At 42.4% G+C, this 24,549-nt stretch carries 25 protein-coding genes; 19 read left to right on the top strand and 6 right to left on the bottom strand.

Annotated features, from left to right (window positions below; all coding sequences use genetic code 11):
- Positions 1–68: 68 nt before the first annotated feature.
- The 4 genes from ICN43_RS10460 to ICN43_RS10445 form a co-directional block, all read right to left on the bottom strand.
- Positions 69–419, bottom strand: a complete 351-nt coding sequence (locus ICN43_RS10460) for a hypothetical protein (RefSeq protein WP_216199578.1) — start codon at positions 417–419, stop codon at positions 69–71.
- A gap of 29 nt (positions 420–448) precedes the next feature.
- Positions 449–814 carry a DUF6876 family protein gene (locus ICN43_RS10455; RefSeq protein WP_216199576.1) on the bottom strand — a complete coding sequence of 122 codons (366 nt, stop codon included), beginning with the start codon at positions 812–814 and terminating at the stop codon, positions 449–451.
- A gap of 18 nt (positions 815–832) precedes the next feature.
- On the bottom strand, positions 833–1,351 hold the full coding sequence (locus ICN43_RS10450; RefSeq protein WP_216199574.1) for a DUF6641 family protein: 519 nt from the start codon (positions 1,349–1,351) through the stop codon (positions 833–835).
- A gap of 761 nt (positions 1,352–2,112) precedes the next feature.
- The gene (locus ICN43_RS10445) at positions 2,113–2,811 is read right to left on the bottom strand and encodes a hypothetical protein (protein ID WP_216199572.1); all 699 of its coding nucleotides are present in this window, start codon (positions 2,809–2,811) and stop codon (positions 2,113–2,115) included.
- A 346-nt stretch (positions 2,812–3,157) separates the two neighbouring features.
- On the opposite strand from ICN43_RS10445, the gene ICN43_RS10440 reads away from it, so the two are divergent.
- Positions 3,158–3,724 carry a site-specific integrase gene (locus ICN43_RS10440; RefSeq protein ID WP_216199570.1) on the top strand — a complete coding sequence of 189 codons (567 nt, stop codon included), beginning with the start codon at positions 3,158–3,160 and terminating at the stop codon, positions 3,722–3,724.
- A gap of 1 nt (position 3,725) precedes the next feature.
- Here the strand turns inward: ICN43_RS10440 and ICN43_RS10435 are convergent, their stop codons facing one another.
- Complete coding sequence (locus tag ICN43_RS10435) at positions 3,726–4,685, bottom strand: hypothetical protein (protein ID WP_216199568.1); 960 nt, start codon at positions 4,683–4,685, stop codon at positions 3,726–3,728.
- Positions 4,686–4,806: 121 nt separating this feature from the next.
- On the opposite strand from ICN43_RS10435, the gene ICN43_RS10430 reads away from it, so the two are divergent.
- From ICN43_RS10430 to ICN43_RS10390, 9 genes are all read left to right on the top strand, one after another.
- Positions 4,807–5,472, top strand: a complete 666-nt coding sequence (locus ICN43_RS10430; protein WP_216199566.1) for a hypothetical protein — start codon at positions 4,807–4,809, stop codon at positions 5,470–5,472.
- Between the two features lie 60 nt (positions 5,473–5,532).
- Entirely contained in the window at positions 5,533–6,333 is an 801-nt protein-coding gene (locus ICN43_RS10425) for a hypothetical protein (protein ID WP_216199564.1), read from the top strand.
- 14 nt (positions 6,334–6,347) lie between these two features.
- A complete protein-coding gene (locus ICN43_RS10420; RefSeq protein WP_216199562.1) occupies positions 6,348–6,656 on the top strand; it encodes a hypothetical protein in 309 nt (102 codons plus the stop codon).
- A 152-nt stretch (positions 6,657–6,808) separates the two neighbouring features.
- The gene (locus tag ICN43_RS10415) at positions 6,809–7,144 is read left to right on the top strand and encodes a hypothetical protein (RefSeq protein ID WP_216199560.1); all 336 of its coding nucleotides are present in this window, start codon (positions 6,809–6,811) and stop codon (positions 7,142–7,144) included.
- Between the two features lie 70 nt (positions 7,145–7,214).
- Complete coding sequence (locus ICN43_RS10410; protein ID WP_216199559.1) at positions 7,215–8,498, top strand: TolC family protein; 1,284 nt, start codon at positions 7,215–7,217, stop codon at positions 8,496–8,498.
- A gap of 13 nt (positions 8,499–8,511) precedes the next feature.
- Positions 8,512–9,090: a hypothetical protein gene (locus ICN43_RS10405; protein ID WP_216199557.1), complete on the top strand. Its 579-nt coding sequence runs from the start codon at positions 8,512–8,514 to the stop codon at positions 9,088–9,090.
- Positions 9,087–10,127: an efflux RND transporter periplasmic adaptor subunit gene (locus ICN43_RS10400; RefSeq protein WP_216199554.1), complete on the top strand. Its 1,041-nt coding sequence runs from the start codon at positions 9,087–9,089 to the stop codon at positions 10,125–10,127. Before ICN43_RS10405 ends, ICN43_RS10400 begins: the two co-directional genes overlap by 4 nt.
- Before the next feature lie 10 nt (positions 10,128–10,137).
- Positions 10,138–13,260 carry an efflux RND transporter permease subunit gene (locus ICN43_RS10395; RefSeq protein ID WP_216199553.1) on the top strand — a complete coding sequence of 1,041 codons (3,123 nt, stop codon included), beginning with the start codon at positions 10,138–10,140 and terminating at the stop codon, positions 13,258–13,260.
- 15 nt (positions 13,261–13,275) lie between these two features.
- The gene (locus ICN43_RS10390; RefSeq protein ID WP_216199551.1) at positions 13,276–13,644 is read left to right on the top strand and encodes a hypothetical protein; all 369 of its coding nucleotides are present in this window, start codon (positions 13,276–13,278) and stop codon (positions 13,642–13,644) included.
- Positions 13,645–13,874: 230 nt separating this feature from the next.
- On the opposite strand, the gene ICN43_RS10385 is transcribed toward ICN43_RS10390, so the two are convergent.
- On the bottom strand, positions 13,875–14,225 hold the full coding sequence (locus ICN43_RS10385) for a DUF3147 family protein (protein WP_216199549.1): 351 nt from the start codon (positions 14,223–14,225) through the stop codon (positions 13,875–13,877).
- A 465-nt stretch (positions 14,226–14,690) separates the two neighbouring features.
- Here ICN43_RS10385 and ICN43_RS10380 point away from each other — a divergent pair, with 465 nt between their 5' ends.
- The 9 genes from ICN43_RS10380 (at position 14,691) to ICN43_RS10340 (ending at position 24,009) form a co-directional block, all read left to right on the top strand.
- On the top strand, positions 14,691–15,662 hold the full coding sequence (locus tag ICN43_RS10380; RefSeq protein WP_216199547.1) for a hypothetical protein: 972 nt from the start codon (positions 14,691–14,693) through the stop codon (positions 15,660–15,662).
- A gap of 3 nt (positions 15,663–15,665) precedes the next feature.
- Positions 15,666–17,069, top strand: coding sequence for a multicopper oxidase family protein (locus ICN43_RS10375; RefSeq protein ID WP_216199545.1), 1,404 nt, complete (start codon positions 15,666–15,668; stop codon positions 17,067–17,069).
- A 9-nt stretch (positions 17,070–17,078) separates the two neighbouring features.
- The gene (locus ICN43_RS10370) at positions 17,079–17,555 is read left to right on the top strand and encodes a plastocyanin/azurin family copper-binding protein (RefSeq protein ID WP_216199543.1); all 477 of its coding nucleotides are present in this window, start codon (positions 17,079–17,081) and stop codon (positions 17,553–17,555) included.
- On the top strand, positions 17,552–17,830 hold the full coding sequence (locus ICN43_RS10365) for a copper-binding protein (RefSeq protein ID WP_216199542.1): 279 nt from the start codon (positions 17,552–17,554) through the stop codon (positions 17,828–17,830). The genes ICN43_RS10370 and ICN43_RS10365 overlap by 4 nt, the downstream gene beginning before the upstream one ends.
- A gap of 30 nt (positions 17,831–17,860) precedes the next feature.
- A complete protein-coding gene (locus tag ICN43_RS10360; protein WP_216200073.1) occupies positions 17,861–18,334 on the top strand; it encodes a DUF411 domain-containing protein in 474 nt (157 codons plus the stop codon).
- Between the two features lie 566 nt (positions 18,335–18,900).
- Positions 18,901–20,370, top strand: coding sequence for an arylsulfatase (locus ICN43_RS10355; RefSeq protein ID WP_216199539.1), 1,470 nt, complete (start codon positions 18,901–18,903; stop codon positions 20,368–20,370).
- A 37-nt stretch (positions 20,371–20,407) separates the two neighbouring features.
- The gene (locus ICN43_RS10350; protein WP_216199538.1) at positions 20,408–21,919 is read left to right on the top strand and encodes an arylsulfatase; all 1,512 of its coding nucleotides are present in this window, start codon (positions 20,408–20,410) and stop codon (positions 21,917–21,919) included.
- A gap of 64 nt (positions 21,920–21,983) precedes the next feature.
- Entirely contained in the window at positions 21,984–22,901 is a 918-nt protein-coding gene (locus ICN43_RS10345) for a transporter (protein ID WP_216199536.1), read from the top strand.
- Positions 22,861–24,009, top strand: a complete 1,149-nt coding sequence (locus ICN43_RS10340; protein ID WP_255533488.1) for a formylglycine-generating enzyme family protein — start codon at positions 22,861–22,863, stop codon at positions 24,007–24,009. Before ICN43_RS10345 ends, ICN43_RS10340 begins: the two co-directional genes overlap by 41 nt.
- Positions 24,010–24,549: the final 540 nt, after the last annotated feature.

Below are 24,549 nucleotides of genomic sequence, written 5' to 3'. Positions count from 1 at the left end.
GTAATTATGAGCGTTACTTTAAGTAACGCTTGGGATGGCTATATGGCTTTAAATAACCTTAGATATTCTCAAGCGGAGTAAACCACCATCTTAGCGCTATCTACAATTTGCACTGCAATAGACCCTTGCTGTTTCTTTCTCAGTGCCGCAGCTAGTGCATCATTAAATGAGCCATAGGTGCCAATAGCAATCCAAGCAGAGTAAGGGTTATTGAGTTTATGTAATGCTCTAAAGGTTTTTGACATTGAATGGCCTTCTAGTTGATTGAGGGTGGTTTGAGCGGCCTGTATCTTTTGCCTTGCACGCTCGGCTTTAACTGCTGCTTGCGCTCGTTTAGCTTGATCTTTAAGTGCTCGAATGCGAGCCTGTGCTGGGGTTAATGGTTTAGTTGGACTAGATTTAAATTCATAAAATCGCATACTGATATTTAGCTGCTGATTTTTAGTTATCAATACTCTGTAGGTAACATTAGGATCCAACGCTCACTGTCCCAGCAGGCGTAGAGAGCTATGGAATCGAGCGGAAAGGTCGTATAGGTAATTTTCTGAGTGGCTAGTACATTGCCATTGCCATCATCGAGCACTAGCTTAGCAGTACCGTTTTCTACTGTTAACTTACAACTGACAAATACTTCTGCTTTAGGTAAATGCAGGATATGACTGGCTATGGCATCCATCAGCCAATAGCAAGCTGCCTCTTGTGCCAAAAACTGAGCACCATCCGTTAGAAAGACTTTAGGCCAGAGAGGGTAGTAGTACTGCGTTCCATAAAATTGCTCCAAATGATTCAAAATCTGGGTTTTAGATAGATTCATTTTTGCTATACCTCACCATCATTTATTTATGAATTGGGTTTGCGCAATAGATCTAGTCAAAACCTTGCTCTTCTGACTCGTTTTCGGGATTTTCAATTCAAAGCGACTGCGTAGCTGTAGGCTCGCCGCTTCGATGGCTTCATCAAAAGTACCTATTTCAGCTTCACGCTTGAGTAGTTCAAGTACTTCAATGACATTTTCTAAATTAGTAGCCTCTACAGCAGTTTTGCCATTAGCTAGCTCTAAAACCTTGCTGCCGTAAAACACATTGATACAGAGCGATCCTGCGCTGCTGGTAAACCACCAAGGTTTAATACGCTTAAGCTTTTCAATGCTCTTGATATTGCCTTCTAGATCTTTGACGTTTTTATAGCGCTTGATAACAAAGTCTTTACCGTTATGTTTTGCCCTGGCTAATTCCAGCTGTTCCCATAACTTGCTAATCAGCTTGTTTCTACGCTGCACTATAGGGGGTTGATTTTTAGGCCGTTTTGCATCGGTAAATTTGAGGGTATTGAGGTTCTCTAGTGTTGCCATCGTGTTCTCCACAAGTTATTAGGACAACACAACAATATGATCAGAAAACCCCTTTGGACAACCGAAAAAAGGCCGTTCTTGAGCTCTTTTTTGACCTTAGAACACATAGGCACTTTTTTTACTGATCTTTATGTTCAAGCTAAATAAATTCATAAAAAGCAGTAAAAACAGTAAGGCATAAAGGTTGGCACGCCGAAGGTAATAGTGCTGCGAAACCCGTTCTGATGTGTGACGGTACGCAATTCAGATCCCTTACTATCTGGCCTCATTGCACTACCCAAGACCCTGGTTGTTTTGGATGCTTTAAACGACGCCCCTGTGTGGCAGTACCGTTTGCGATGTTGTATTAGTTGGTAGCGTAGAAATACGTGAATGTAGGCTAAATTGTCGAATGATTGATTAATTCGTCTAGGCTGAAAGTGAGTGGGAAAGCCAATGAAATAAACCCACAAGCTAGTTTGCAATGGTTCCTGATATAGACCGCAAACTAGCTGCGTATGACGGCACGTAATAGGTGATAGCAATACCTACCTATCTTGCTTCTTGCAAGTTGTGTGTATATCAGTTGAAAACCTCAGTGAAAGAGGCTTGCATGAGTTGAGCCCTTTATCAGGGCTTGGCTTGTGCTTCCTAGTGAAAGATCTTGAAATTGAACACTTTCAATTATGACTATAAAAAACAAAAAAAGAAGAAAATTGCGATGAGCGCAAGCGAAGAGCAGGCTAACGCAGTTAGCTTTAAAACACATCAATCAAAAGAGCTTAAGTAGATTGCTGCTCTAAAAAACCACGCCAACAGTAGCTACCATATGATTTTTCATTTTCCTTGGTTCTCTTTTGATCAATACAGTCTTTAAGTAGAATTTTTGAATCAAACCATTTTTTCCCATTCCAATATGCATAGCCACTATGCTTAGGTGATTGGTAATCCATATCGGATATTTCATAGATACCAGTTCTTAATGGATTTATATCACTTGGGAACCAAATAGTTTTTTTGTTGTATTCGTATTTCTTTTTTGTTTCCGTATCTTCTTCAAGGTAGGTATGCATCTTATAGTACTCAATATCTCGTTGATCTAAGATTTGATCAGACACACCATCTGTATTCCATGTATCCGAATGGATGCAGTGAGCGATCGTATTTCTAAAGTCTTGAATAAATTGCTCCTCTTCATCTGAGTCAATAAATCCAAATAACACGCTGACACTTGGCGTGAAAAAATCATCATCGAACTCTTCTGATTCATCATCTTCATTTTCTTCAGTAGAGAATTCATCGCCTCTTTCATAAGCAGCATATTTCTTAACTGCAGATGGATATAGCTCAGACATAATTGAATCAAGATTTTGGTGGATTTCTTCATGAACCAATCCAAAACCTTCAAGTTGATCAAGTAAGCTGTAAAGCTTGTCAAGATTCCTGCTTGGGCTATTTGTATATCGTGGATGCTGCGGCATTTTCTCTCCTCATTTGATCGGTTTGCATAGATTAATCTGAAAATATTACATCAAGCATAAAACTTGTGATTGCGCCTTTGTTTGAGACGAGATTACTTAGCTGCAGATATATTTTCGTGGCAGATCTGCCACGAAATTCCATTAAATTCCATGATTTTTCCACTCAACACATTACTTACGTTAAGTGTTGAGTGCATGTAACCACTTGAAAATCAAGCAGTTATTTTTCGGTAAATTTCACTTGAAAAACCCATCAATGTGAGTGTATTTGTGGCCATTTCCGGTAGGAATATGGCAGTTTTGACTACAAAATATAAGTACATAGATGGCAATACAAGGAGAGACCATGGCACAAGCAAAAACATTAAGCGATACAGAATTACAGCGAGCACTAGATTACACAGCAACTACTAAAGCAGCAGTGCGTAATCGCGCAATACTGCTGTTAACGCACTGGGCGGGTATGCGTATAGGTGAAGTGGCTAGCGTGCGCTACAGCGACGTTTTAAACGCTGATAAACAGGTATTAAGTGAGATTCACTTAGCGGCCAATCAAACTAAGGGTTCTAAAAGTAGGGTAGTACTCTTATCTGAAAGGATGCAGCAAGAGTTAGCCATCTATATCGCAGCGCATCCACCAAAGGATATGAATCGTCCATTGTTTCCCACACAAAGGGCTTTGGGATTCACACCAAACACCTTAACGCATGTGATTAATGGCTTATATCGTCAAGCAGGACTCAATGGCGCTACTAGTCATAGTGGTCGTCGTGGCTTTTTGACACGACTCAGTGAGAAGGGTGTATCAGTAAGGGTGATGATGCAGTTAGCGGGCCATAGTCAGATGAGCACCACACAGCGCTATATTGACACTCGTCCTGATATCCTGCGCAATGCGGTGGAGCTCATTTAGCCTATTTTGATTTTGTGGTTTTGCCTGCTTTGAGCTGCGAATATCTTGCCTGTAGTCGTTTGAAAATAGCATCCAGATCAAATGTGGGCAGTACCAACTTAGATGAACTTGGAAATTGTCCTCTCGCTGCTTGTTCAGCAACGCATTTGGCTTTGAGTAAATAGCGACTTGTCAAAATACTCAAATGAATCTTAGCGTCAGCATCTTGCAAGCGTTTTTTATTGAGGGTGATTTCCGTTTGGGCGTATTTTTGACTCACACCTGCATGTTTGCCAATCCGCCATAAGGGAATTTCTGGATATTGGGCTCTCGCCATCAATATGCGCAACATGATAAAGAGTGGCGCTGAGCGTAAGCGTTTGGCTACAAGTGGCTTGATAGCCCTTTGGGACTTACTAGGTAAAGGAACTGCCTCAGCATCAATCAGTTTAGAGATATACGCGAGTAATTGCCTTTTAGGTTGCCCAAGAGGAACTGCTAATAGTAAAGCCGGTGGATTGCCTTCACCAGCTCGCTGTTTATTAAAGTAATGCTCCAATGCTCTTCCAAAGAGGGGTTCGTACAGCTCTCCTTGACTGATGCCGGCAATCTTCTTAACGATGGGTTTGTTATGGGGTGATCCATACATAGCTAAACCTCGATTAGCCCACCACTCTTCAAATGAACATTGGAATATGTCGCCGTATTCATCATAGGTCGATAGCACTCGCGCAAAGTCACTAATGACATCGCGCTCTGCTTGTTTGGTGAGCGGTTTATCCGTATCTCGGTAAAGCTTAAGAATGAGTGGAGCTTGTTTTGATGGGGCTATCTTCTTAGTTCTAATCTCATGCGCTAAGGCATAGCTTGGGCTGATCCGCAAAAATTCCACCATCAGCATGACGTAGCCCTGGATGCCTTTAGTCGACCAATCTTTGGTGGTTCGTCCCGGAATAGTGGTGTTTTTAGGTGCTGTAGCCATTCAAATATATTAACACTTAAAGGTGACAATAAACAGGCAAATCAAATAGTTGCTAATAGATTCTACACTCATTTCATGGATCGAAACACAGTGTCTAGACCATAAATGAGGAGAATTAAAGATGAGAAATACAGTGAAATTGGGGATGGTCAGTGCAGACAAAATCATGTTGTCCGGCACTGGAATTGGATTGCTAGATGTTCATAGCACCATTGAGGAAGGCTTAAGCCAAGAAGAATTGGCACTTTATACAAAAGCCATTAACAAGGTCAATCAAAGTGAAAAATTGAACCGTAAAGACCTAAAGGTACTTGATCGAATTGATCGGCTCACCATGGACGTACATGGTATCTGCTTAAAGGATTCGAAGGTGACCAAGGCGCGCATAAAAGCAGCCAAGCGCTATGGCGTGCAATTTATTGATCGGGATGGTTTAGTCGATCATATGAATATGGCTTTGGGGCTTACGGACGACTCTAGTGAGGAAGAGGCTTTTTTTGACCCAATCATGGAATGCCTAAATGCCAATATGTGCTCGGACTGCATGAATAAAGTACATCACGCGGCATTTAAGATCGCCAATCAAATTGCACTCACGGAAGACGACGTCTGGATTATGCAGGAAGCATCAAGCATCCTATTTGAGGAGCTGGGATTCTCATTTGATGACTCGGAAATTGGCGATGCATTAATCGAAGCTTGCGATCGCTTGGGCATTAAATACAACCGCCATTCAGAAATGAACCCGGATAGCTCGATACGCCCAAATGCCCATCGCTACCACTAATAGTAAAGAATGCAGCGCCGCTATTGGCGCTGCATAAGCAAACCAATAAGGAAATCAAAAATGAAAAATAATCAATTAGTTGTGAATAAATCACTAATTAGCCAAGCTGAAGAGTTGGCCACAGAGCATGATCTATTTAATGACCAATACATTGTTACTGGCAGACGAAAACTCTATGAGTTATTGTCAAAAATTATGGGATTGGCTGAGCAGTTTGAAGCCAGCCCAGACAAGGAAGATCTACTCTTTAATATACGTTATAAGCTCAAAGAGGCAAACATTAAGGTGCAAGAAAACACCAGCGATGTTGCCTTGCTTGTCAAATACATTACTAGGGCTGACCGTAAAACGGCGCATGTCTATACCAGGGCAATCGAGACTGCTATGGCGTGCCACTTTAAGGCGGCCGAATTACCGCAAGCAATTATTGAGGCAGGCGGCTTGGAAAAAATGCGTCTAGCTGGGGTAGATGATGAGAAAGTAGACGAGAAGCAACAGCTTGAGGATGAGCGTTTAGAACTTACGCGTACTTATTTGCAGTCACGTGGCTACTTTCCATTTGCTAAGTTTGCGGCGCCCAATCAGTTCGATGGCATTAATAACGACAACTGCGAATTTGAGTATGTGGTGTGCACTGTTAGTAATGGGCACTACAACGTCGTCTGTAAGTTGCCAGCTGAAGTCGAGCTTGAAAACTATGCGCTTAAAAAATTAAGTGCCTATCTTTGTAAAGATATGGATACAGCTCGAGAAGGCGTTGCGAAAATGCGAATCAAGGCAAATGAAGAGCGAGAAAAGCTCAATCAAGGCAGTCGGGCTGTAGAGCAGATTGAGCTTGTTAACGAAGCCACTGTCATCTAAAAAAGGAAATGATCATGAACTTAGCTTTTGAAACCGCACTTAAAAACGATGTCAATCAAATAATTAATGCATTAAAAAATCATGAAAGCGTTATTTTGCAGTTTGAGCATCTTTCGCCTGAGGTACTGATTGATACGCCTGAGCATTACCGTGCTAGGTATACAGATCGGTATGGTGATTATGAATTTGAAATCACCAAAACCAGTGCTGGGTGGAAAGTTACTAGCTCGGGAATGGTGATTGGTACATTTAAAGATGCTGACTACATAAAGTGGGATTTTGAATCACAGCTTGCAAAATACACGCCAAAGGTCTTAGGCTAGGAGGTAACGTATGTGAATTGCAACCGTTACGTAAAGTAACGGTTGCTTTCGGGGGTTGTGGCAATACAGCAGCTATGTGAGTGATTAATCCATTTGACTTGTATGGAAAAGCTCTAAATGCAAAATACGAAGAAATATACTATTATTAGCTAATGAGAAAAATCCTGATAATTCTGGCCCTGCTAGCTTTATCGATACAAACATCCTATGCTACGGTTTCTGCTTACTGCCAAGAAGAGCAGGCAGCAGCTTCTCATGTTTCACATCACGAGCATGAGAAGCCAGTCAGTATTGCCTCAGCTAGCGATTCTGCAAGCTACGATTCTGATTGTGGAGTCTGTCATTTGGCGCATTCTCCAGCATTGCACTCCACTTTTACCATTTCAATTGCCACTACCATCTTTCATTATGAAGATGCTCGAGTGGAGTTTTTAGTCAATATTTCTCCTCCCCCTCCTGAAAAACCCAATTGGTTCGCTCTCGCCTAAGTTAGCGAGAGCCTCAACCTAATTCTTCTTCTCTCGCTAACTCTGTTTTGAACAAACAAATGGAGTTTTTATGTTGCGAGAGTATTCGGGCGTAGTTCGTCGCTGCGTCATTCAATTTACTGGATTGGTTTTTATATTGGGATCGCCAATAGCGTTTGCTAATGCCGAGCTTAAAGGTGGATCGACCTTAAAGTCCTTCTATGAATCTTCATGGGAGCGCCAACCTGACTATAAGTCCTATCAGTATCGAGTAGAGGCCGCGCTTGCTAAGCAAAAAATTGCTAGCAGCCTTTTGGTAAGCCCAGCTTCGGTTGAAGTGTCGCAAAAGACCGATAGAACTAACAGCAATCAAGGCGCTAGTGAAACCATACTGGGTTTAGATATCCCCCTGTGGTTATGGAATGAGCGGTCAAGCTCAATTAAATTAGCGGATGCAGAATATAAAAAGCTTTTGTCTCAATACTATCTATCCCAATTGAGAATTGCAGCTGAAGTAAGGGATGCCTATTGGAATTACCAGAAATCAAAAATTGAGTCTGATTTAGCGCTACGCAGAAATGAGAATGCAAAGAGCTTAGCTCTTGACGTTGAAAAGAGATTTAAGGCTGGAGACTTATCTCGCGCAGATCTTCATCAGGCCAATGGCGCCCTCGCATCATCAGAAGCTTTTTTGGTCGAAGCACAAGCCAATGTCATTAATGCTGAGCAAAGGGTGCGTTCTTTATTGGGAAGTGAGTATCTCAAGAAAATCCAATTCGGTGACATTGCTAAAAATATTGAACCGTTACCTAAGGTTCCTGAAAACCTGTCAGGACTAGATTCCAGTTTGCCAATCGTTACAGCACTTGTAGATCAGTTAGAGGTTGCCAAAAAAGCAGTTGACTTAGCAAAGTCTCAAACTCGGGCATCCCCACAATTGCAAATATGGACTACTAAGGGCCGTGAAGTCTATGGCGTTCCCTATCAGCAATCAGTTGCTGTTGGGTTAAGAATTCCTTTTGGCTCTGATGCTCGCAATACCAATAGATTGGCCAGTGCTACTGCTGAGATGGTCGATTCAGAGGTTCGATTGTCCTATGAGCGAGAGTCTGCATTAAGTAATGTGGAATCAAATGTGGCTTTAGTGAAGTCGGCAAAAATGAAGCTTGACGCCGCAGATAAGAGGTCTAACTTAGCCAATGAAACACGTCAATTTTTTGACAAATCATTTCGCTTTGGTGAAACCGATTTACCTACAAGATTACGTATTGAGCTTGAAGCAGTAGATGCAAGCAGACAGGCAGCGATTGCAAAAATCAATTATGCAGTTTCAGTTTCAAATTTACGACAGGCTTTAGGTCTGTTACCAGAGTAAGGTCACTTTAGCTATGAATTTATTAAATAAATACACTCAGTTGTCATCAAAACTATTAATTGCACTATCTCTGACAATCACATCGGTAGCTTATGCAGGGCCTGGTCATGATCATGGGGAGGAAAAACTCACTACGATACAAACTCAAGTATCACCTCGCTTTTATGCTGAATCTGATCTCTATGAGGCGGTAGGAGTGATCAATGGAAAGGAAATCACACTCTACCTAGATCGCTACTCCTCCAATGAATTGGTCAAAGGAGCTAAGGTTGAAATTGAGCTTGAGGGCTTTAAAATTAGTTCAGAGCCCCATGGTGATGGAGAGTATCTTTTTCGCCTAAAAAATAAAATTAAAGATCAGCCTACTGCGATCACCATCACGGTTAACGATGATGATGTTACCGACATACTAGCAGCCACTATCGATCTAAGTTCCTTTGAACGCCCCTCATTGATCACTTGGAAATCAGCAATAAAGATCTTGCTTTATTTCAGCCTCTTGATGGCAGTCGCCTATTTTTCTTATCGTAAGAAAGAGGTGTTGATGACGCATGCAAAAAAATTAATCAAACAAATAAAGGAGCGGGTATGAATCGCAAACAAAGAGATTTTGGATTTCGCTCTATTGTCCTTATTGGTTTATCTGTGACGCTATTTGCTTTTAAGGTTCATGCTGGGCAAGGTCATGGCGAGTCGGAAGCATCCCAAGTTCAGGGCGACGTCCCGAAAAGACAGTCGGACGGCAGTCTTTTTATTCCCAAGCCTGCGCAACGCCAGTTACAAGTGATGACAACTCCTGGCCAGTTCGGTGAATATGCCAAAACCTATGATTTAGCTGGAAAAGTCATCATGGATCCCAACTTTGGCGGTAAGGTGCAGGCGATTGTTGCTGGCCGTATTACGCCGGGACCAGCTGGTTTTCCATTGCCCGGACAGAAGGTTAGTAAAGGCGATGTCCTGGCGTATGTAACGCCAGAGGCTGGCCCAGGAAAATCAAGATCACTTGCGGAAAGTCGACTAAAGCGTTTGCGAGATCTTAGCGATACGGTTCCACGTAAGACTATTGAAGAGGCAGAAGCGGCTGTCGCGAATGAGGAATTAAGAGCCCCAGTCAGCGGAATTATTTCTACTACGGGTGTTGTATCTGGCCAAGTAGTACAAGCAAGAGATTTAATCTTTGAGGTTGTTAATCCATCCAAGCTATTAATAGAAGCGCTTGCCTACGACTCAAATCTGAGTAAGAACATTGCTGATGGCAAGGTGGATGTCAATGGCAAAGTGATCGAGCTCAAGTATCTCGGTGGTGGACAGACCCTCAGAGAGCAAGCTTTACCTCTTACTTTTTCTGCTAAATCGGATGATCTCCAATTTTTACCCATAGGCCAGCCCATTCGAGTATTCGTAAATACCGATAGCAAGGTCACTGGAGTAAAGGCGCTTTCAAAATCATTAGTCAAAAGTAGCTCGAACCAAACAATTGTCTGGATTAAAAAGTCCCCAGAAATATTTGAGCCAAGAACAGTTGTATATGAGCCTTTAGATGGTCAGAACATTGTTATCACTAGCGGTATTAAAGATGGTGAACGAGTCATTACTGATGGGGCATCACTCATCAATCAAATTCGTTAGGGACTAAGACATGTTTACTTGGTTATTAGATTTCAGCTTAAAAAATCGCATGATAGTGATTTTGCTTAGTGCTATATCTATGGTCTATGGTGCTTACACCTTAAGCAAGATGCCTGTGGATGTCTTTCCCGATCTGAATAAGCCTACTGTCACCATCATGACTGAGGCTGGCGGAATGGCTTCAGAAGAAGTTGAGCAACTCATTACATTCCCACTCGAAACGGCTATGAATGGTTTACCGGGAGTAGAGGCCATTCGCTCAGTATCTAGTGCCGGCCTCTCTTTCATATACGTTACTTTTGACTGGTCTGTAGACATCTATCGTGCTAGGCAAATGGTTTCAGAAAGACTCTCATCTATGGACGGAGCAATTCCGGATGGCATTGTTTCGCGTATGGGGCCCATTAGTTCGATCATGGGTGAGATTATGCAAATTGCCATTCCGATTGATGAATCTAAAATTTCATCCATGCAGGTTCGCGAGTATGCTGATTGGGTTTTGCGGCCCAGATTGATGGCTATCCCCGGGGTAGCGCAAGTCATTCCTATTGGCGGGCAGGTCAGGCAGTTTCAAGTACAACCCAATACTCGTCGTATGGCGGAGCTAGGTCTTAGCATATTGCAGATTGAAGATGCATTGCGGGGCTACTCTGCAAATACGTCTGGTGGATTTCTTGAGTCCAATAATCGTGAGTATCTTATTCGTCATATAGGGCGAACTTCTAGCCTTGAAGACTTAAAGAACATTGCCGTATCAAACCGCAATGGACAAACAATACTTTTAAGGCAAGTTGCGGATATTACCTTTGCACCAGCAGTTAAGCGAGGTGATGCCGGTTATGAAGGTGGGCCAGCAGTCATTCTAGGTGTACAAAAACAACCTTCAGCAGATACGGTAGCGCTAACAAAAAAGATTGAATCAGCTATTGCAGAATTAAAGCAGGGCTTGCCAACTGGCATGGAAGCTCCAAAAGTAACATTTAGGCAGGCGAGCTTTATTGATGCATCCATTAGCACTTTAGAGGGTAAGCTCATCGGCGCATCAATCTTTGTTGCTGTAGTGCTGTATTTCTTTTTAGGAACAATTCGCCCGGTCCTCATCTCATTAACAGCAATTCCAGTTTCAATTCTCTTAACTGCCCTGGTTTTTAAGTACTTTGGTTTATCAATTAATACGATGACCTTAGGAGGCCTAGCCATTGCAATCGGCGGCCTGGTTGATGATGCAGTAGTTGATGTGGAAAACATAATTCGTCGCCTTAGAGTAAATCTAGATAAAGCATCTTTAGACCAATTAAGTCCACTAGCGATTGTGAGAGCCGCATCGCTTGAGGTAAGAACCGGAATTATCTACGCAACAGCCATCATCGTTTTGGTATTCATCCCATTATTTGCATTACCAGGTATAGAGGGGCGACTATTTGTTCCTTTGGGTATTGCATTTATAGTCTCCACTCTTGCATCACTTTTAGTTTCAGTCACTATCACGCCAGTACTCTGCTTTTATCTGCTGCCCTCAATGCAGTCTCTGAGGGATCACGATACAAAGATTGTCACTTGGCTTAAAAGCCATTATGAGGTTCAGTTATCAAGGTTATTGGCGGCGCCTAAAAAGCCTCTGATGTATGCTTTTGCATCTGTCATCGTAGCTGCTGCCAGTGTTCCCTTTATGGCGAGCTCATTTTTACCGCCCTTTAACGAAGGGACTTTACTGATCGGGCTGCGTTTAAATCCTGGTGTCTCTCTCTCTGAATCGGCAGGCGTAGCTAGCCAAGCAGAAAAGTTAGTCAGGCAGGTTCCTGAAGTGACTTATGTTGGACGCAGGAGTGGCCGCGCAGAATTGGACGAGCATGCGGAAGGTGTACACGTTAGCGAGTTAGATGTTGGTTTTAAGCCTGCGGGAGATTTAGACCGCTCCATGGCTGAGATACAGGCAGATATTAGGTCAAGATTAGTTAACTTACCCGCTGCAATTGCGATCGGTCAGCCAATTTCACATCGAATAGATCATATGCTTTCAGGAGTGCGATCGCAAATTGCGATTAAGATCTTTGGCGATGATTTAGACGTGCTGCGTAGCCAAGCCGATCTTTTGAGATCCAAATTAGCGGGCATTGAAGGCTTAGTTGATTTGGAAATTGAAAAGCAGGTTTTAGCACCACAAATTAAGGTGCGAATTGATTACGATAAAGCAGCGCAATACGGAGTTTCAACATCTCAGATTATGGCCACCTTGCAGGGCATGGTTGAGGGGGAGAGACTCTCACAAATTATTGAGGGTAATCGACGGTTTGCCTTGGTGATCAAGCTACCAGACTCAGCAAGAAATTTAGAAGGTCTTGCTGATATCTTGATTGATACGCCAAATGGAAAAATTCCACTCTCAAAAATTGCTAGCATTGAGGATGGGGATGGCCCAAATCAAATTAGCAGAGACGGCGGTAAGCGAAGAATTGTCTTATCGGCTAATGCCTCCAAGCGTGCCCTGTCGGATATCGTGGCTGACATTAGAGCTGTTATTTCTAATCAGACCCTTCCAGAGGGATACTTCATTACTTTAGATGGTCAATTTAAAGCGCAAGAAGAGGCATCTAAAGTAATTGGCTTGCTATCAATTGGCTCATTTCTCTTGATGTTTGCGGTTTTAAATAATCGCTATAAGTCCATACGCTTATCTTTAATGATTATGTCTAACATTCCATTGGCTATGGTCGGAGCAGTGATTGGTTTGTGGATTTCAGGACAGCCACTCTCGATTGCTGCACTAATAGGATTTATCACGCTAGCAGGAATATCTGTGCGTAACGGAATCTTAAAAATTAGCCATTACCTAAATTTGATGCAGTCAGAAGGTGAATCGTTTAGTCTGGCAATGATTATTCGCGGATCAATTGAGCGCTTAAGTCCTGTACTAATGACAGCTTTGGTCACAGCTTTTGCCTTGGCACCATTGTTATTTGAAGCAGAGCGTCCTGGTACAGAGATATTGCATCCGGTAGCAGTTGTTATTTTCTCTGGGCTCATCAGCTCTACCTTATTGGATACTTTTTTAACGCCAGCCATGTTTTGGCTTTACGGGAAAAAAGCATCTGAAATAGCCTTGAGCAATATGAAAACTAACGAAGTATTTTAATTTAAAGGGGTTTATATGAAATCAATGATGGTGATTGCAACCTTGCTCATCAGTTTTACTGGCTTAGTTCAAGCTGGAGCTGGCCATGAATTAAAACCAATGCATGGCGGTGTCATAGTAGAGGCTAAGGACATTGATGTTGAATTGGTTGCAAAGCCTGATAGCTTATCGCTGTATTTGATGGACCACGGTAAACCGATACCTATAGATGGTGGGACCGCAAAGCTGACAGTCTTAATTGGATCAGATAAAAAAGATTTCGAGCTACTGCCTAATGAAGGGAAATTGGAAGTGAAAGGTAATTTCGCTATTCCCAAAGGGGCTAAGGCCATAGCAGTTATCAAAATAAAGGCGAAAGTGATTACAGCAAGATTTAATTTATAAGTTAAATCACCTCAATCTAGCCTATAGATTGGGCTGTTGTTAAGTAATCGGATTGCTATCGTTGATTAGTGGAGCCATGTTCCGCCAAGGTTCGCTTTGGGTCGTAAGCGGTCGTTGAATATAGTCTCGGAGTGGTAATGGATCGCACTAATAAAATCTCTATGAAATTCTGATTGTTAGAGTATTTTTACCTCAATGTGTAACAAAATGTCGTTTTAAACGACAAATCATCACAATAGTTGAACTCCAAAGCTTTTCATTAATAAAGCAAAAAGCCCAAAACTGACAACAGTCACCACAACACTTGCTCCCATAGTTAACCAAAAACCTAATTTAGGAAGCAGGTATGGAAATAATAAAAACATTGGTAGCGTAGGAATCACATACCAAAAAGTGTAATAAGCGTGGTTTGCTATTTTTTCTTCTGATTGATTCTCAATAAAAAGCCAAGTTAAGGTAAGTAGAGTTATCAAGGGCAGTGCAGCAATGAATCCTCCTAACTTATCGCTTCGCTTTGCCACTTCGCTAATGAATACAACTACTCCTGCTGTTAGTAGGTATTTTGTAATGATCCAAGTCATAAAAGTCCCAATAATTTTAAATGTTCATATTGTAAAAATATTTGATTGGTGTTAAAGTCGAATCATGTTGAAAAAGTTAATCCTTATTCTTTTACTTGTTAGTGCACCCTTGCAAGCATGGGCTGCATCGCAGATGCCTTTCCAACATTCTTCCTTGACGCTCAGTGTTGAAGCAACTGATGCATCACAACATAATTGTCACCAAAAAACCTCAGATTCTTCTGCTGATGACAACCACTCATCGCCCCAATCTAATAGTTGTAACTCTTGCGCTTTGTGCATGGCTTTTGCCTTTTTTTACTCAAAGCCAGCCATAACTCCGACTTCATACTTCGCATCTTTTAAGTCTAGAGATGTAAGTTTCATTAGTCACGACATAGCCGCACCAATCAAACCACCCATTCTTTAACTCTTCTAGCATAAGTCCGCCCAAAATTTGGGCTAGATTCTTATTGGAGAGTTAAATTGAAAAAAATTGTTATTGCTGTACTAAGCCTTGCTATATCTCAGGCATTTGCTAATCCATCTTCATGGATTGAGCAAAACAAACTTGTTGGTGAGATAGGTGGTTGGAGGGTTTACTCAAAGGAGCAAGTCTCACGCGAGAGCCCTGCCAATCAAAATGTATTTACTTTGAACCAGGCAATTGAGAGGGCATTAAATCAACAGCTTGATTGGACTAATTATCTTCGTGGCTCCGAGTCAACATCTGACTACTATCTCTTAACGCCTGCGCAACGCTCAGCATTACAAAAGCGTTCATCAATTATTTACGATACGACCAAGTCATATTATGAGCTGGTAGCACTTAAAGAAAAGCTGATACATATGGAAGATGTTCTTGATGCTGTAGAGGCAGCGTCTGAGCTCAGTGCTCGTATGTATAAGGTCGGGAATATTAATGAGCTGGCGCTTTTAAAGCAGAACAAGGCTTTATACAAAAAAAGGCTTGAATACAAAGCATTACAGGGCAAATATCTAGAAGCAAAGGAGCGTTTAATTCAGCGCATGAACTTTGATAGTCGCGATGTCAGAGTGGATGTTGATGCTCGCTTACCAGAACCGCCCAAAGAGCAAAGAAAGTTAAGCGCTAAAGAGTTAAAAGCCATTGGACTAGGGGACATCAATAATCCAGAGTCAGTAAAAACTCGCTCAACAGCGCGCCTCTCTTACGAAGGCTATTTAGAAAAATATCAGGGCGTTAAATCATATAAAGAAGAAATCTTACCAACTCAGAAGAAAATTTCTGAAGAGAATTTACTGAGATACAACGGCATGCTCATTGATGTGTTTCATTTGCTAGAAGATGTAGAAACTCAAAGTAAAACTGTGATGGACTATATCGATGTCAATACAGCTTTTTTAATTCAGTCTGCTCGATTAGACAAAGATCTAATGGATGTCCAGATGGATTTCTCAAATATTAATGTGAGGTAATCAATGAACACACGCAGAAAATTTTTAACTGGGGCGGCAGTGACAATGGCTGCGGCTGGTGTAAGTCGTCATGCTTTAGCAGGTTTGCCCGAGCCAGTAATCCAAAATAGCCCAAATACACAGAAACCATTGATACCTAATAGTGGCCGAGACTACAACCCAGTTGTGACTTTAAATGGATGGACCTTGCCATGGAGAATGAACAATGGCGTTAAAGAATTCCATCTTGTTGCTGAGCCTGTAGTGCGAGAAATGGCCCCAGGATTTAAAGCACATTTATGGGGATATAACGGACAGTCGCCTGGCCCAACAATTGAGGTTGTTGAAGGAGACAAGGTGAGAATATTTGTTACCAATAAACTGCCAGAGCACACATCAATTCATTGGCACGGCCAGCGTTTGCCAAATGGTATGGATGGTGTAGCTGGTTTAAATCAGCCAGCCATTCCATCAGGCAAAACTTTCGTTTATGAATTTACCGCTCGGCGTCCTGGGACGTTTATGTACCACCCGCATGCCGATGAGATGACTCAAATGGCGATGGGTATGATGGGTTTTTGGGTAACGCATCCAAAAGTCAAGAATCCCGACATTGATGAAGTTAATCGTGATTTTTGTTTTCTGTTGAGCGCTTACGATATCGATCCAGGAAGCTTCACCCCAAAACCAGCAACCATGCTCGACTTTAATATCTGGTCATGGAATAGCAGAGTCTTTCCTGGAATAGACACATTGAATGTTCGATTAAATGACAAGGTTCGGATTCGTGTTGGTAATTTGACAATGACAAACCATCCAATACATCTTCATGGCCATGAATTTCAAATTACGGGCACAGATGGTGGGCCCACTCCAAAAGCAAGTCGTTGGTATGAAGTTACGGCTGATGTTGCTGTAGGGCAGATGCGCCAAATTGAATTCTTAGCAGATGAAGAGGGAGATTGGGCATTTCATTGCCATAAAAGCCATCACACCATGAATGCGATGGGTCACGATATGGCAAATTTAATTGGGGTTGATCACCGCGGATTAGCTGGAAAGATAAAAAAGATTATTCCAGACTACATGGCTATGGGTGAGCGAGGTATGGCTGATATGACTGAGATGGAGATGCCATTGCCAGTTAATACCATTCCAATGATGACAGGTGATGGCCCTTATGGCTCACTTGAAATGGGTGGCATGTTTACTGTATTAAAGGTTCGGAAAGATCAGGCGCCTAACGACTATAAAAATTCTGGTTGGTTTAAACAGCCAGCAGGCACTAGGGCGTATGAGTGGAAGGGCGCCATGCCCGCAGCCAAGCGCAGTAATAATGCTGGCGAATCAGCGATGAATCGCGTTCAACCCAAACCCGAGGTAGAAGTACAGGTTAAAAAGCCAGGTACTAATAATCACAAACACTAGGAGCAAAAAATGAAAATAATTTATTTAATGATTGGTTTAGCAATATCTCAGCTTAGCTTTGCTCATGGGGATCAGCATAAAAAAATGAATCAACAGGCATCCTTTCAACAAGAGGAGTGGGGTATTGGCGGCACAAAGAATGAAGTGAATCGAACCATTGCTATATCAATGGGTGATGATATGAAATTTAAGCCAGAAAAAATCAATATCAAGGTTGGTGAAACTATACGTTTTGAGATTAAAAATAACGGAAAGCTGTTACACGAAATGGTAATTGGCACAAAGCAAGTGCTTGATAAGCATGCCGAGATGATGGTAAAGCATCCCAATATGGAGCATGATGAACCCTACATGGCACATATCTCACCTGGTAAAAAAGGTGAAATTATTTGGAAATTTAATCGTGCTGGAAGTTTTGATTTTGCTTGCTTGATTGCCGGGCACTATCAGGCTGGAATGGTTGGAAAGATTGAGGTACAGCAATGAAAAAAATAATAACCTTAATGATGTGTTTAGTAAGTTTTGCTGTTGGAGCTACCGAGTGGACTAAGGGCGAAATTCGTCGTGTTGATGCTGAAAATAAGAAAGTCACCATCAAGCATGAGGAAATTAAAAGTCTTGATATGGCACCGATGTCCATGGTTTTTAATGTTGAGACTACAGAAGTTTTAAAGGGAGTTAACCCTGGGGATCAAGTTGAATTTGTAGCGGAGCAAAAAGGCACTAAGCTATTCGCAAAGCAGTTTAGAAAAGTTCAGTAGGGGGCCTAGTTGAATTTAATTAAAGATGAAATGATGAAAACTGTTAGATCAGTAAATCAACAAAGAAGGCTTATTTCTTTTGGCCTAGCTTTGTTGCCGACATTGAGTTTTGCTGTGACTGAAAAGCAAGTTATCACGATGTGGCGCGGCCCAAAATGCGGTTGCTGTAAAGATTGGGCGGCGTACTTAGAAAAAAATGGTTTTAATGTAAAGGCAATTGATATCGGCAATACTGAAATGCGCCAAAAGCTGGGGATGCCAGTTCAGTTTGGCTCATGCCATACCGCTCAAATCAATGGTTATGTTATCGAAGGACATGTACCTGCTAAAGAAATTAAGCGACTCTTGGCAGAAAAACCCAAGGCAATTGGGCTCGCTGTTCCTGCTATGCCGATTGGCTCACCAGGCATGGATGGCGCTGAATACAAAGGCAGAAAAGATCCATACGATGTTCTAATAATTGGGCTGAATGGCGAGCCTTCTGTCTATCAGTCCTATAAGTAGATTGATATCCAAAATTCTGGCTGACTTTGCTCTAGGATGCCAATCTATTGAGCGTTACATAAAGTAACGCTTACTCCTCTTTAAATACTTTGGAGCAACGAAGTACTAAATGGTTGCTCCAAAATTCCTTTGGTTTTCAATACCAAAGAGTGAGCTAGCTCTTCTAGTAAATGAGTGAATTCGCTTACACATTTACTTACACACCGACATTGACCACCCGCAGAGCCCCTGTTTATGTGGCTCTATTAAGGGCTTCTGCTCTCATAATCCTTTGGTCCCAGGTTCAAGTCCTGGTGGGCCCACCAGCAATATCAATGACTTAGCGTGAGAGCGCTAGGTCATTTTTCATTAATGCGTAGTCGGTGTGTAGCAAATATCACCGTTAGACCCCAATACATATATGGCTCTAGCTTGGAGCAATGAACTACTTGTAGATTGCTGTGGGTGGGTAGATTTAACCTTTTTAAGTTTTTCTTTGCCAGGGGAGCTACGTTCCACATAATCGGTAAACTGTTACTAATTAAAGATAGTAGTTCTAATTAATACATAAATTTAAAGGGTTTGGGATGTCAATATTCTTAAAAAGAATGCTTATTGGGATTTTGTCCATTTCAATCGCAGCTTCACCAGCGTTTGCACAGACCATTTCTGAGTCCAAGCAAAAAAAACCAAACATCGTTTACTTTCTGGTTGATAACACTGGGTGGGGTTCTTTTGGTGTATATGGTGGAACAGTAGCAACGCCAAACATTGATAAGTTAGCTAGCCAAGGTATTCGCTTTAATAACTACAACGTTGAGGCTCAGTGCACGCCATCACGTTCCGCCATCATGACGGGCCGTCACCCCGTTCGATCTGGAACTACTTCAGTTCCTTGGCCCGGTCAAGGAAAGGCTGGCATGGCGCCTTGGGAATACACCATTGCTAAGCTACTTTCTGATTCTGGCTATGCCACTGCTTTATATGGCAAATGGCATCTTGGAGATACCCAAGGACGTCTTCCTAATGATCAAGGTTTTGATGAATGGTGGGGCATCCAAAATACTTGGTTTGAGGCAGGCTATACACAGTGGCCATTATTTAAAGAGAGCGGTCTTCCTGTGCCAATGATTTGGGAGGGCAAGAAGGGGCAGCAATCTAAACCAGTGATGCCGCTTGACCTCAAGATTCGTCCAATCATTGATGAAAAGTACATCATTCCTAAGACCGTTGAATACATCAAGAAAAATGCAGCAGCGGATAAACCATTCTTTGTTTATGTAGGCTACTCAGAAATGCATGAGCCACCCATGCCAAATCCAAACTTTTCCTTAAAGTCAAAAGCTCGTGGAGGTGTCTTTGCAGACTTAATTGCCGAGATGGACTATCGCGTGGGCCAAGTCATGGATGCTGTTAAAGAAGCCGGCGTAGAAGACAATACAATCTTTATTTTCAGTAGTGATAATGCTGGCGGTGGCGCAAGCCCTCAAATTGGTGGGGCAACCAATGGACCATTTCGTGGTGATTTCTTCAACACTCCATTTGAGGGAAGCATGAGAGTTCCTGCAATGATTCGTTGGCCAGGAAAAGTACCCTCAGGCGTCGTTACCGAGGAGATGTTTGCTGCCGTTGACTGGATGCCAACAATCGCCGGAATGGTTGGTTCATCTAATTTGGTTCCTAAGGATCGACCGATCGATGGTATTGATGCCTCAAATTTCATGTTTGGAAAGAGCAAAACAACGGGTCGTGAATATTATCCATTCTTTGGTATTGATGGTCAGTTGATGTCGATTAAATGGAAGATCTATAAAACTATCTACAGGTATGCGCAGTCTCCCGTATCCATACAGCAGCCCTTTGTGACAGCTCAGATACCGATGATTTATGACTTAAGTAGTGATCCGCATGAAGATAACAATCTCATGTATACGGATCTGACCTTAGGCTGGGTTTATGCTCAGAACTTTAAATGGATTGATGGCTACGAGCGCAGTGTCAAGGAGTACCCCAATATTAAGGTCGGTGAAGACTTCAAGGGTTACCCGAAAAAGTAATGACTGGGTATTCAGACTAGAGAGTATGGAGAGATAAATGTTATTAAAACAAATGTTGATTGGTATCTTATCCATTTCAATCGCTGCGCCAACCGTATTTGCGCAATCAGCCCCTAAACCAAAAAAACCGAATGTTGTTTTCATTCTTGCTGATAACGTAGGTTATGGAGACATGGGGCCCTACGGTGGCGGTGAATTAAGAGGCGCTCCCACGCCACGCACTGATGAATTAGCTAAGAGTGGGCTGAAGCTGACTCAGTATTTGGTGGAGCCAGCATGCACACCATCTCGTGCTGCATTAATGACCGGGCAATACTCCATTCGCAATGGTTTATCACTTGTTGCAGAGACAGGAACTCCTAGTACTCTGCCAGGCAAAGCTTACACAATGGGTAAATTGTTTAAAGATGCAGGTTATGCAACCGCAATTTTTGGAAAATGGCATTTGGGCGCATCACCTCAGAGTTTGCCTGGTGCTCACGGATTTGATCAGTATTACGGCTTACCACCAGATGTCTCTTGGGACTCTGCCACCTACGTTGCACAAGCTATACAAACACATTCCTATCCAAATGTACCGGATAAGGTTTTGTATGAAAAAGGGCCATGGATTACTCAGCAAAAGGGAAATGGACCGCTTCAGCGTGTGAAGCCATTTACGATGGAGGTCAGAGCAGAGATTGATAATGAATTGACTGAAAAATCAATTGCATTCATGAAGCAGGAGAATGCAGCTGGCAAACCATTCTTTCTTTATCTGCCATTCTCAATGGGTCACTCACCGAATCTTTCTTCAAAGCAATTCGCTGGCAAGTCCCGCATTGGTCAGTACGGTGACAAATTGATGGAGGGGGATTATCACGTTGGCCAAATCATGGATGCCCTCAAAGAAATGAACATTGAGGACAATACTATTTTGGTTTTTGCCTCTGATAATGGTAGTACTGGACAATACATGATGACTTATGATCGATTGGGTCTTGGTGCTCCTGACATGGGATCAAATGGTCCATTTCGTGGGGATTTAGGCGAGGCTACTGAAGGCGCTGTTCGGACTTTTTGCTTTATTCGCTGGCCTGGTCACATCACCCCAAATACCTCTTCATATGCCATGTTTTCGATCATGGACTTTATGCCAACCTTTGCCGCTATCTTAGGCGCTAAGCTACCAACAGATCGAGCCATTGATGGAGTGAATCAATTGGGCATGCTTACCGGTAAGAATAAAACAGGTGATCGCGAACATTTAATGTCATTTATCGGCGCGGATTTGGTGGCAGTTCGTTGGAAGCAGTGGAGAATGTATTTTAGGGATATGAATCGCACGGGCACTGGCCAGCAAATGCTTGGTGGCATAGCTGCTAATTCAGTTCCAATGTACTACCCAAAGGTTTACAACATCGAAATGGATCCGCATGAAGATTTGCAATTAGTAAATTACGAATCAATTTCAGTTAACGCATTCAAAGTAATTCAAGAGTATCTTGCCTCGGTTCAGAAGTTCCCTAACCCGCCACCTGCTAACTTGACTAACTTTAATCAGCGTTAAGAAAGAATGTTGAGTGCATAGCCAGATTTGCAAAAGAAGTTTAGGAATTTTTTCTAAACTTCTTTTGATTTCAATCAACTTCTTTTCATCACAATCAGCATTAGCGGACGAGGGAGGCGTTCCCTTCTGGATGTCTGGTCAATACGCCAGTATGGCGGCAGTCCCAATGGCAACTGGATGGTCTTTGGTGGCGATCCCTTATGTCTATAGCGGTAAGGCAGATAAATCAAAAACTTTTCAACACGGCACAAGTCTTAATGCCGGAGTAAGTACAAGAGAATCTTTGATTTTGATGCAACTGGGCTATGTTGGAGAAGAAAAAATTCTTGGTGGGCAATCTTATATTGGTTTTGGTTGGGGTCCAGGATCAAATACCACGACTGCATCTCTAAGCACTACAAATCCAGGCACGCAATTTAACCGGGCCAATACAAGCAATGGAAGTACTGATATCTACCCACTGGCTAGCTTGACATGGAACCAAGGCAATAATAATTACAAAGCATATGTAACAGGTGATATTCCAGTAGGTACCTATAATCGAACAAGTCTTGCGAGCATTGGAATTGGTCATGCTGCATTGGATGCGGGCGGTGGCTATACCTACTTGAATAGCAAGACTGGCCTTGAATTTTCTGGAGTACTAGGCGCCACTTATAACTGGATGAATTCCCAAACTAATTATAAGAATGGCATTGATTCCCACTTGGATTGGTCTGTTTCACAATTTCTGTCTCAAAACTGGCAGGTGGGTATCGCAGGATATGGCTACTACCAGCTCACGGCTGATTCTGGCAGTGGAGATAAAGTGGGGGCTTTTAAATCTCGCATCGCAGCGATCGGCCCACAAATTGGCTATCTATTTAATATAGGGAAGAATCAGGCTTACATCAATTTGCGCGCTTATAAAGAGTTCTGGGCGCAAAATCGAGTAGAGGGATATGCAACGATTGCAACGATTAGTATTCCGCTTGGAAATTAATGAAATGAAGAATTCGCAGCGAAGCATTTTATTTATTGCAGCTCTGTTGTTGCTGGTTTTCGGGGCCTACTTTTTTTGGGGCGGTACTTTATCTCAAAATAACAAAGCTATGCCCGCGATTAAGATTGGTGATGGTACGAGTGGTCCTAAAGGAATGGCGTGGATTCCTGCTGGTGAATTTCTCATGGGTAGCGATCATAAAAAAGCGCAATCAAACGAAAAACCTACGCATAAAGTGAGCTTAGCTGGATTTTGGATGGATACCACTCATGTCACTAATGATCAATTTGCACAATTTGTTAAAGAAACTAATTACAAAACAACTGCCGAGCAAGTTCCCGACTGGGAAACGATTCGAGTGCAACTCCCGCTGGGAACGCCCAAGCCACAAGCTTCAGTATTTGTCCCTGGGGCCATGGTTTTTGTTGGTACAAAGGCTAAAGTGAATCTTAATGATTACTCACAGTGGTGGGCCTATGTGCCTGGTGCAAATTGGAGACACCCATCGGGTCCAAAAAGTGATATTGATGGCAAAGGAAATCATCCGGTAGTTCAGGTGAGTTACGAAGATGCTTTGGCATATGCCAAATGGGCAGGCAAGCGCTTACCTACAGAAGCGGAGTGGGAGTTTGCTGCACGAGGCGGCTTGAATCAGGCCACTTATGTTTGGGGTGATCAATTGGAGCAAGAAGGAAAATTGCCAGCCAATATTTGGGATGTGAGGAAGCAGGCTTTTCCAGTAATCAGTCCTAAGGCTGGTGGTGCACTAGGCACTAGTGCTGTTGGAACCTTTCCTCAAAATGGCTATGGCCTATTTGATATGACTGGTAATGCTTGGCAGTGGGTTGCTGATTGGTATCGAGCGGACTATTTTGCGATGCAGTCAAAAGAGTTTGGCAATAATGCAATTGATAATCCCTTAGGACCTATTAATTCATATGATCCAGATGATTACGGTGTCCCACTCAATGCTCCTAAAAGAGTTATTCGCGGCGGATCTTTTTTATGCAACGAAGATTACTGTCAATCCTATCGCCCAAGTGCAAGGCGCGGAGCAGACCCGTATAGCCCAATGTCTCACTTAGGGTTTCGCTTGGTAAAAGACTAGGGGTGGTACTTCAGCCAAAGGCGCTAAGCTAATGAGCGTTACTTTAAGTGACGCTTACTCTCATAGCAATCTGTCTGGAGCAACGAAGTATTAATTGCTTGCTCCAAAAATCCTTTGGTTTTGAAAACCCAATAGTGAGAGGCTACTTCTTTTAAATCCATGAATTTGCTTACTTATCTGCTTGCACGCCGATACTGACTACCCGTATACACGCTATTTATGGGGCCCTATCATGGGCTTCTGCTCTCACAATCCTTTGGCCCTGGGTCAAAGGCCCTGGTAGGCTCTGACAATAAATTCAAATATCCCATTCCTCGCCAGCCCAGCCCATCTGCAAAAGGATAAATATTAGGAGCCTTGAGGACATATAAAGACTATCGTGGTAAATTTATCCATGATGAATTTATGGTTAACGTGAGCCCTTAAAGGCGCTCAATAAAATAGGAAAAAGAGGATAAGAATGAACTTACTAATACTTTCAATCTTATCTTCTTTCACCTTGTTGAGACGTACTTTTGGTTTGGCCTAGAAGTGGAAATC

The sequence above is a fragment of the Polynucleobacter sp. UK-Mo-2m-Kol15 genome (genome assembly GCF_018881505.1).
Taxonomy (GTDB): Bacteria; Pseudomonadota; Gammaproteobacteria; order Burkholderiales; family Burkholderiaceae; genus Polynucleobacter.
Note: the sequence above shows the minus strand (reverse complement) of the source record. Positions and strands in the feature narration are given on the sequence as shown.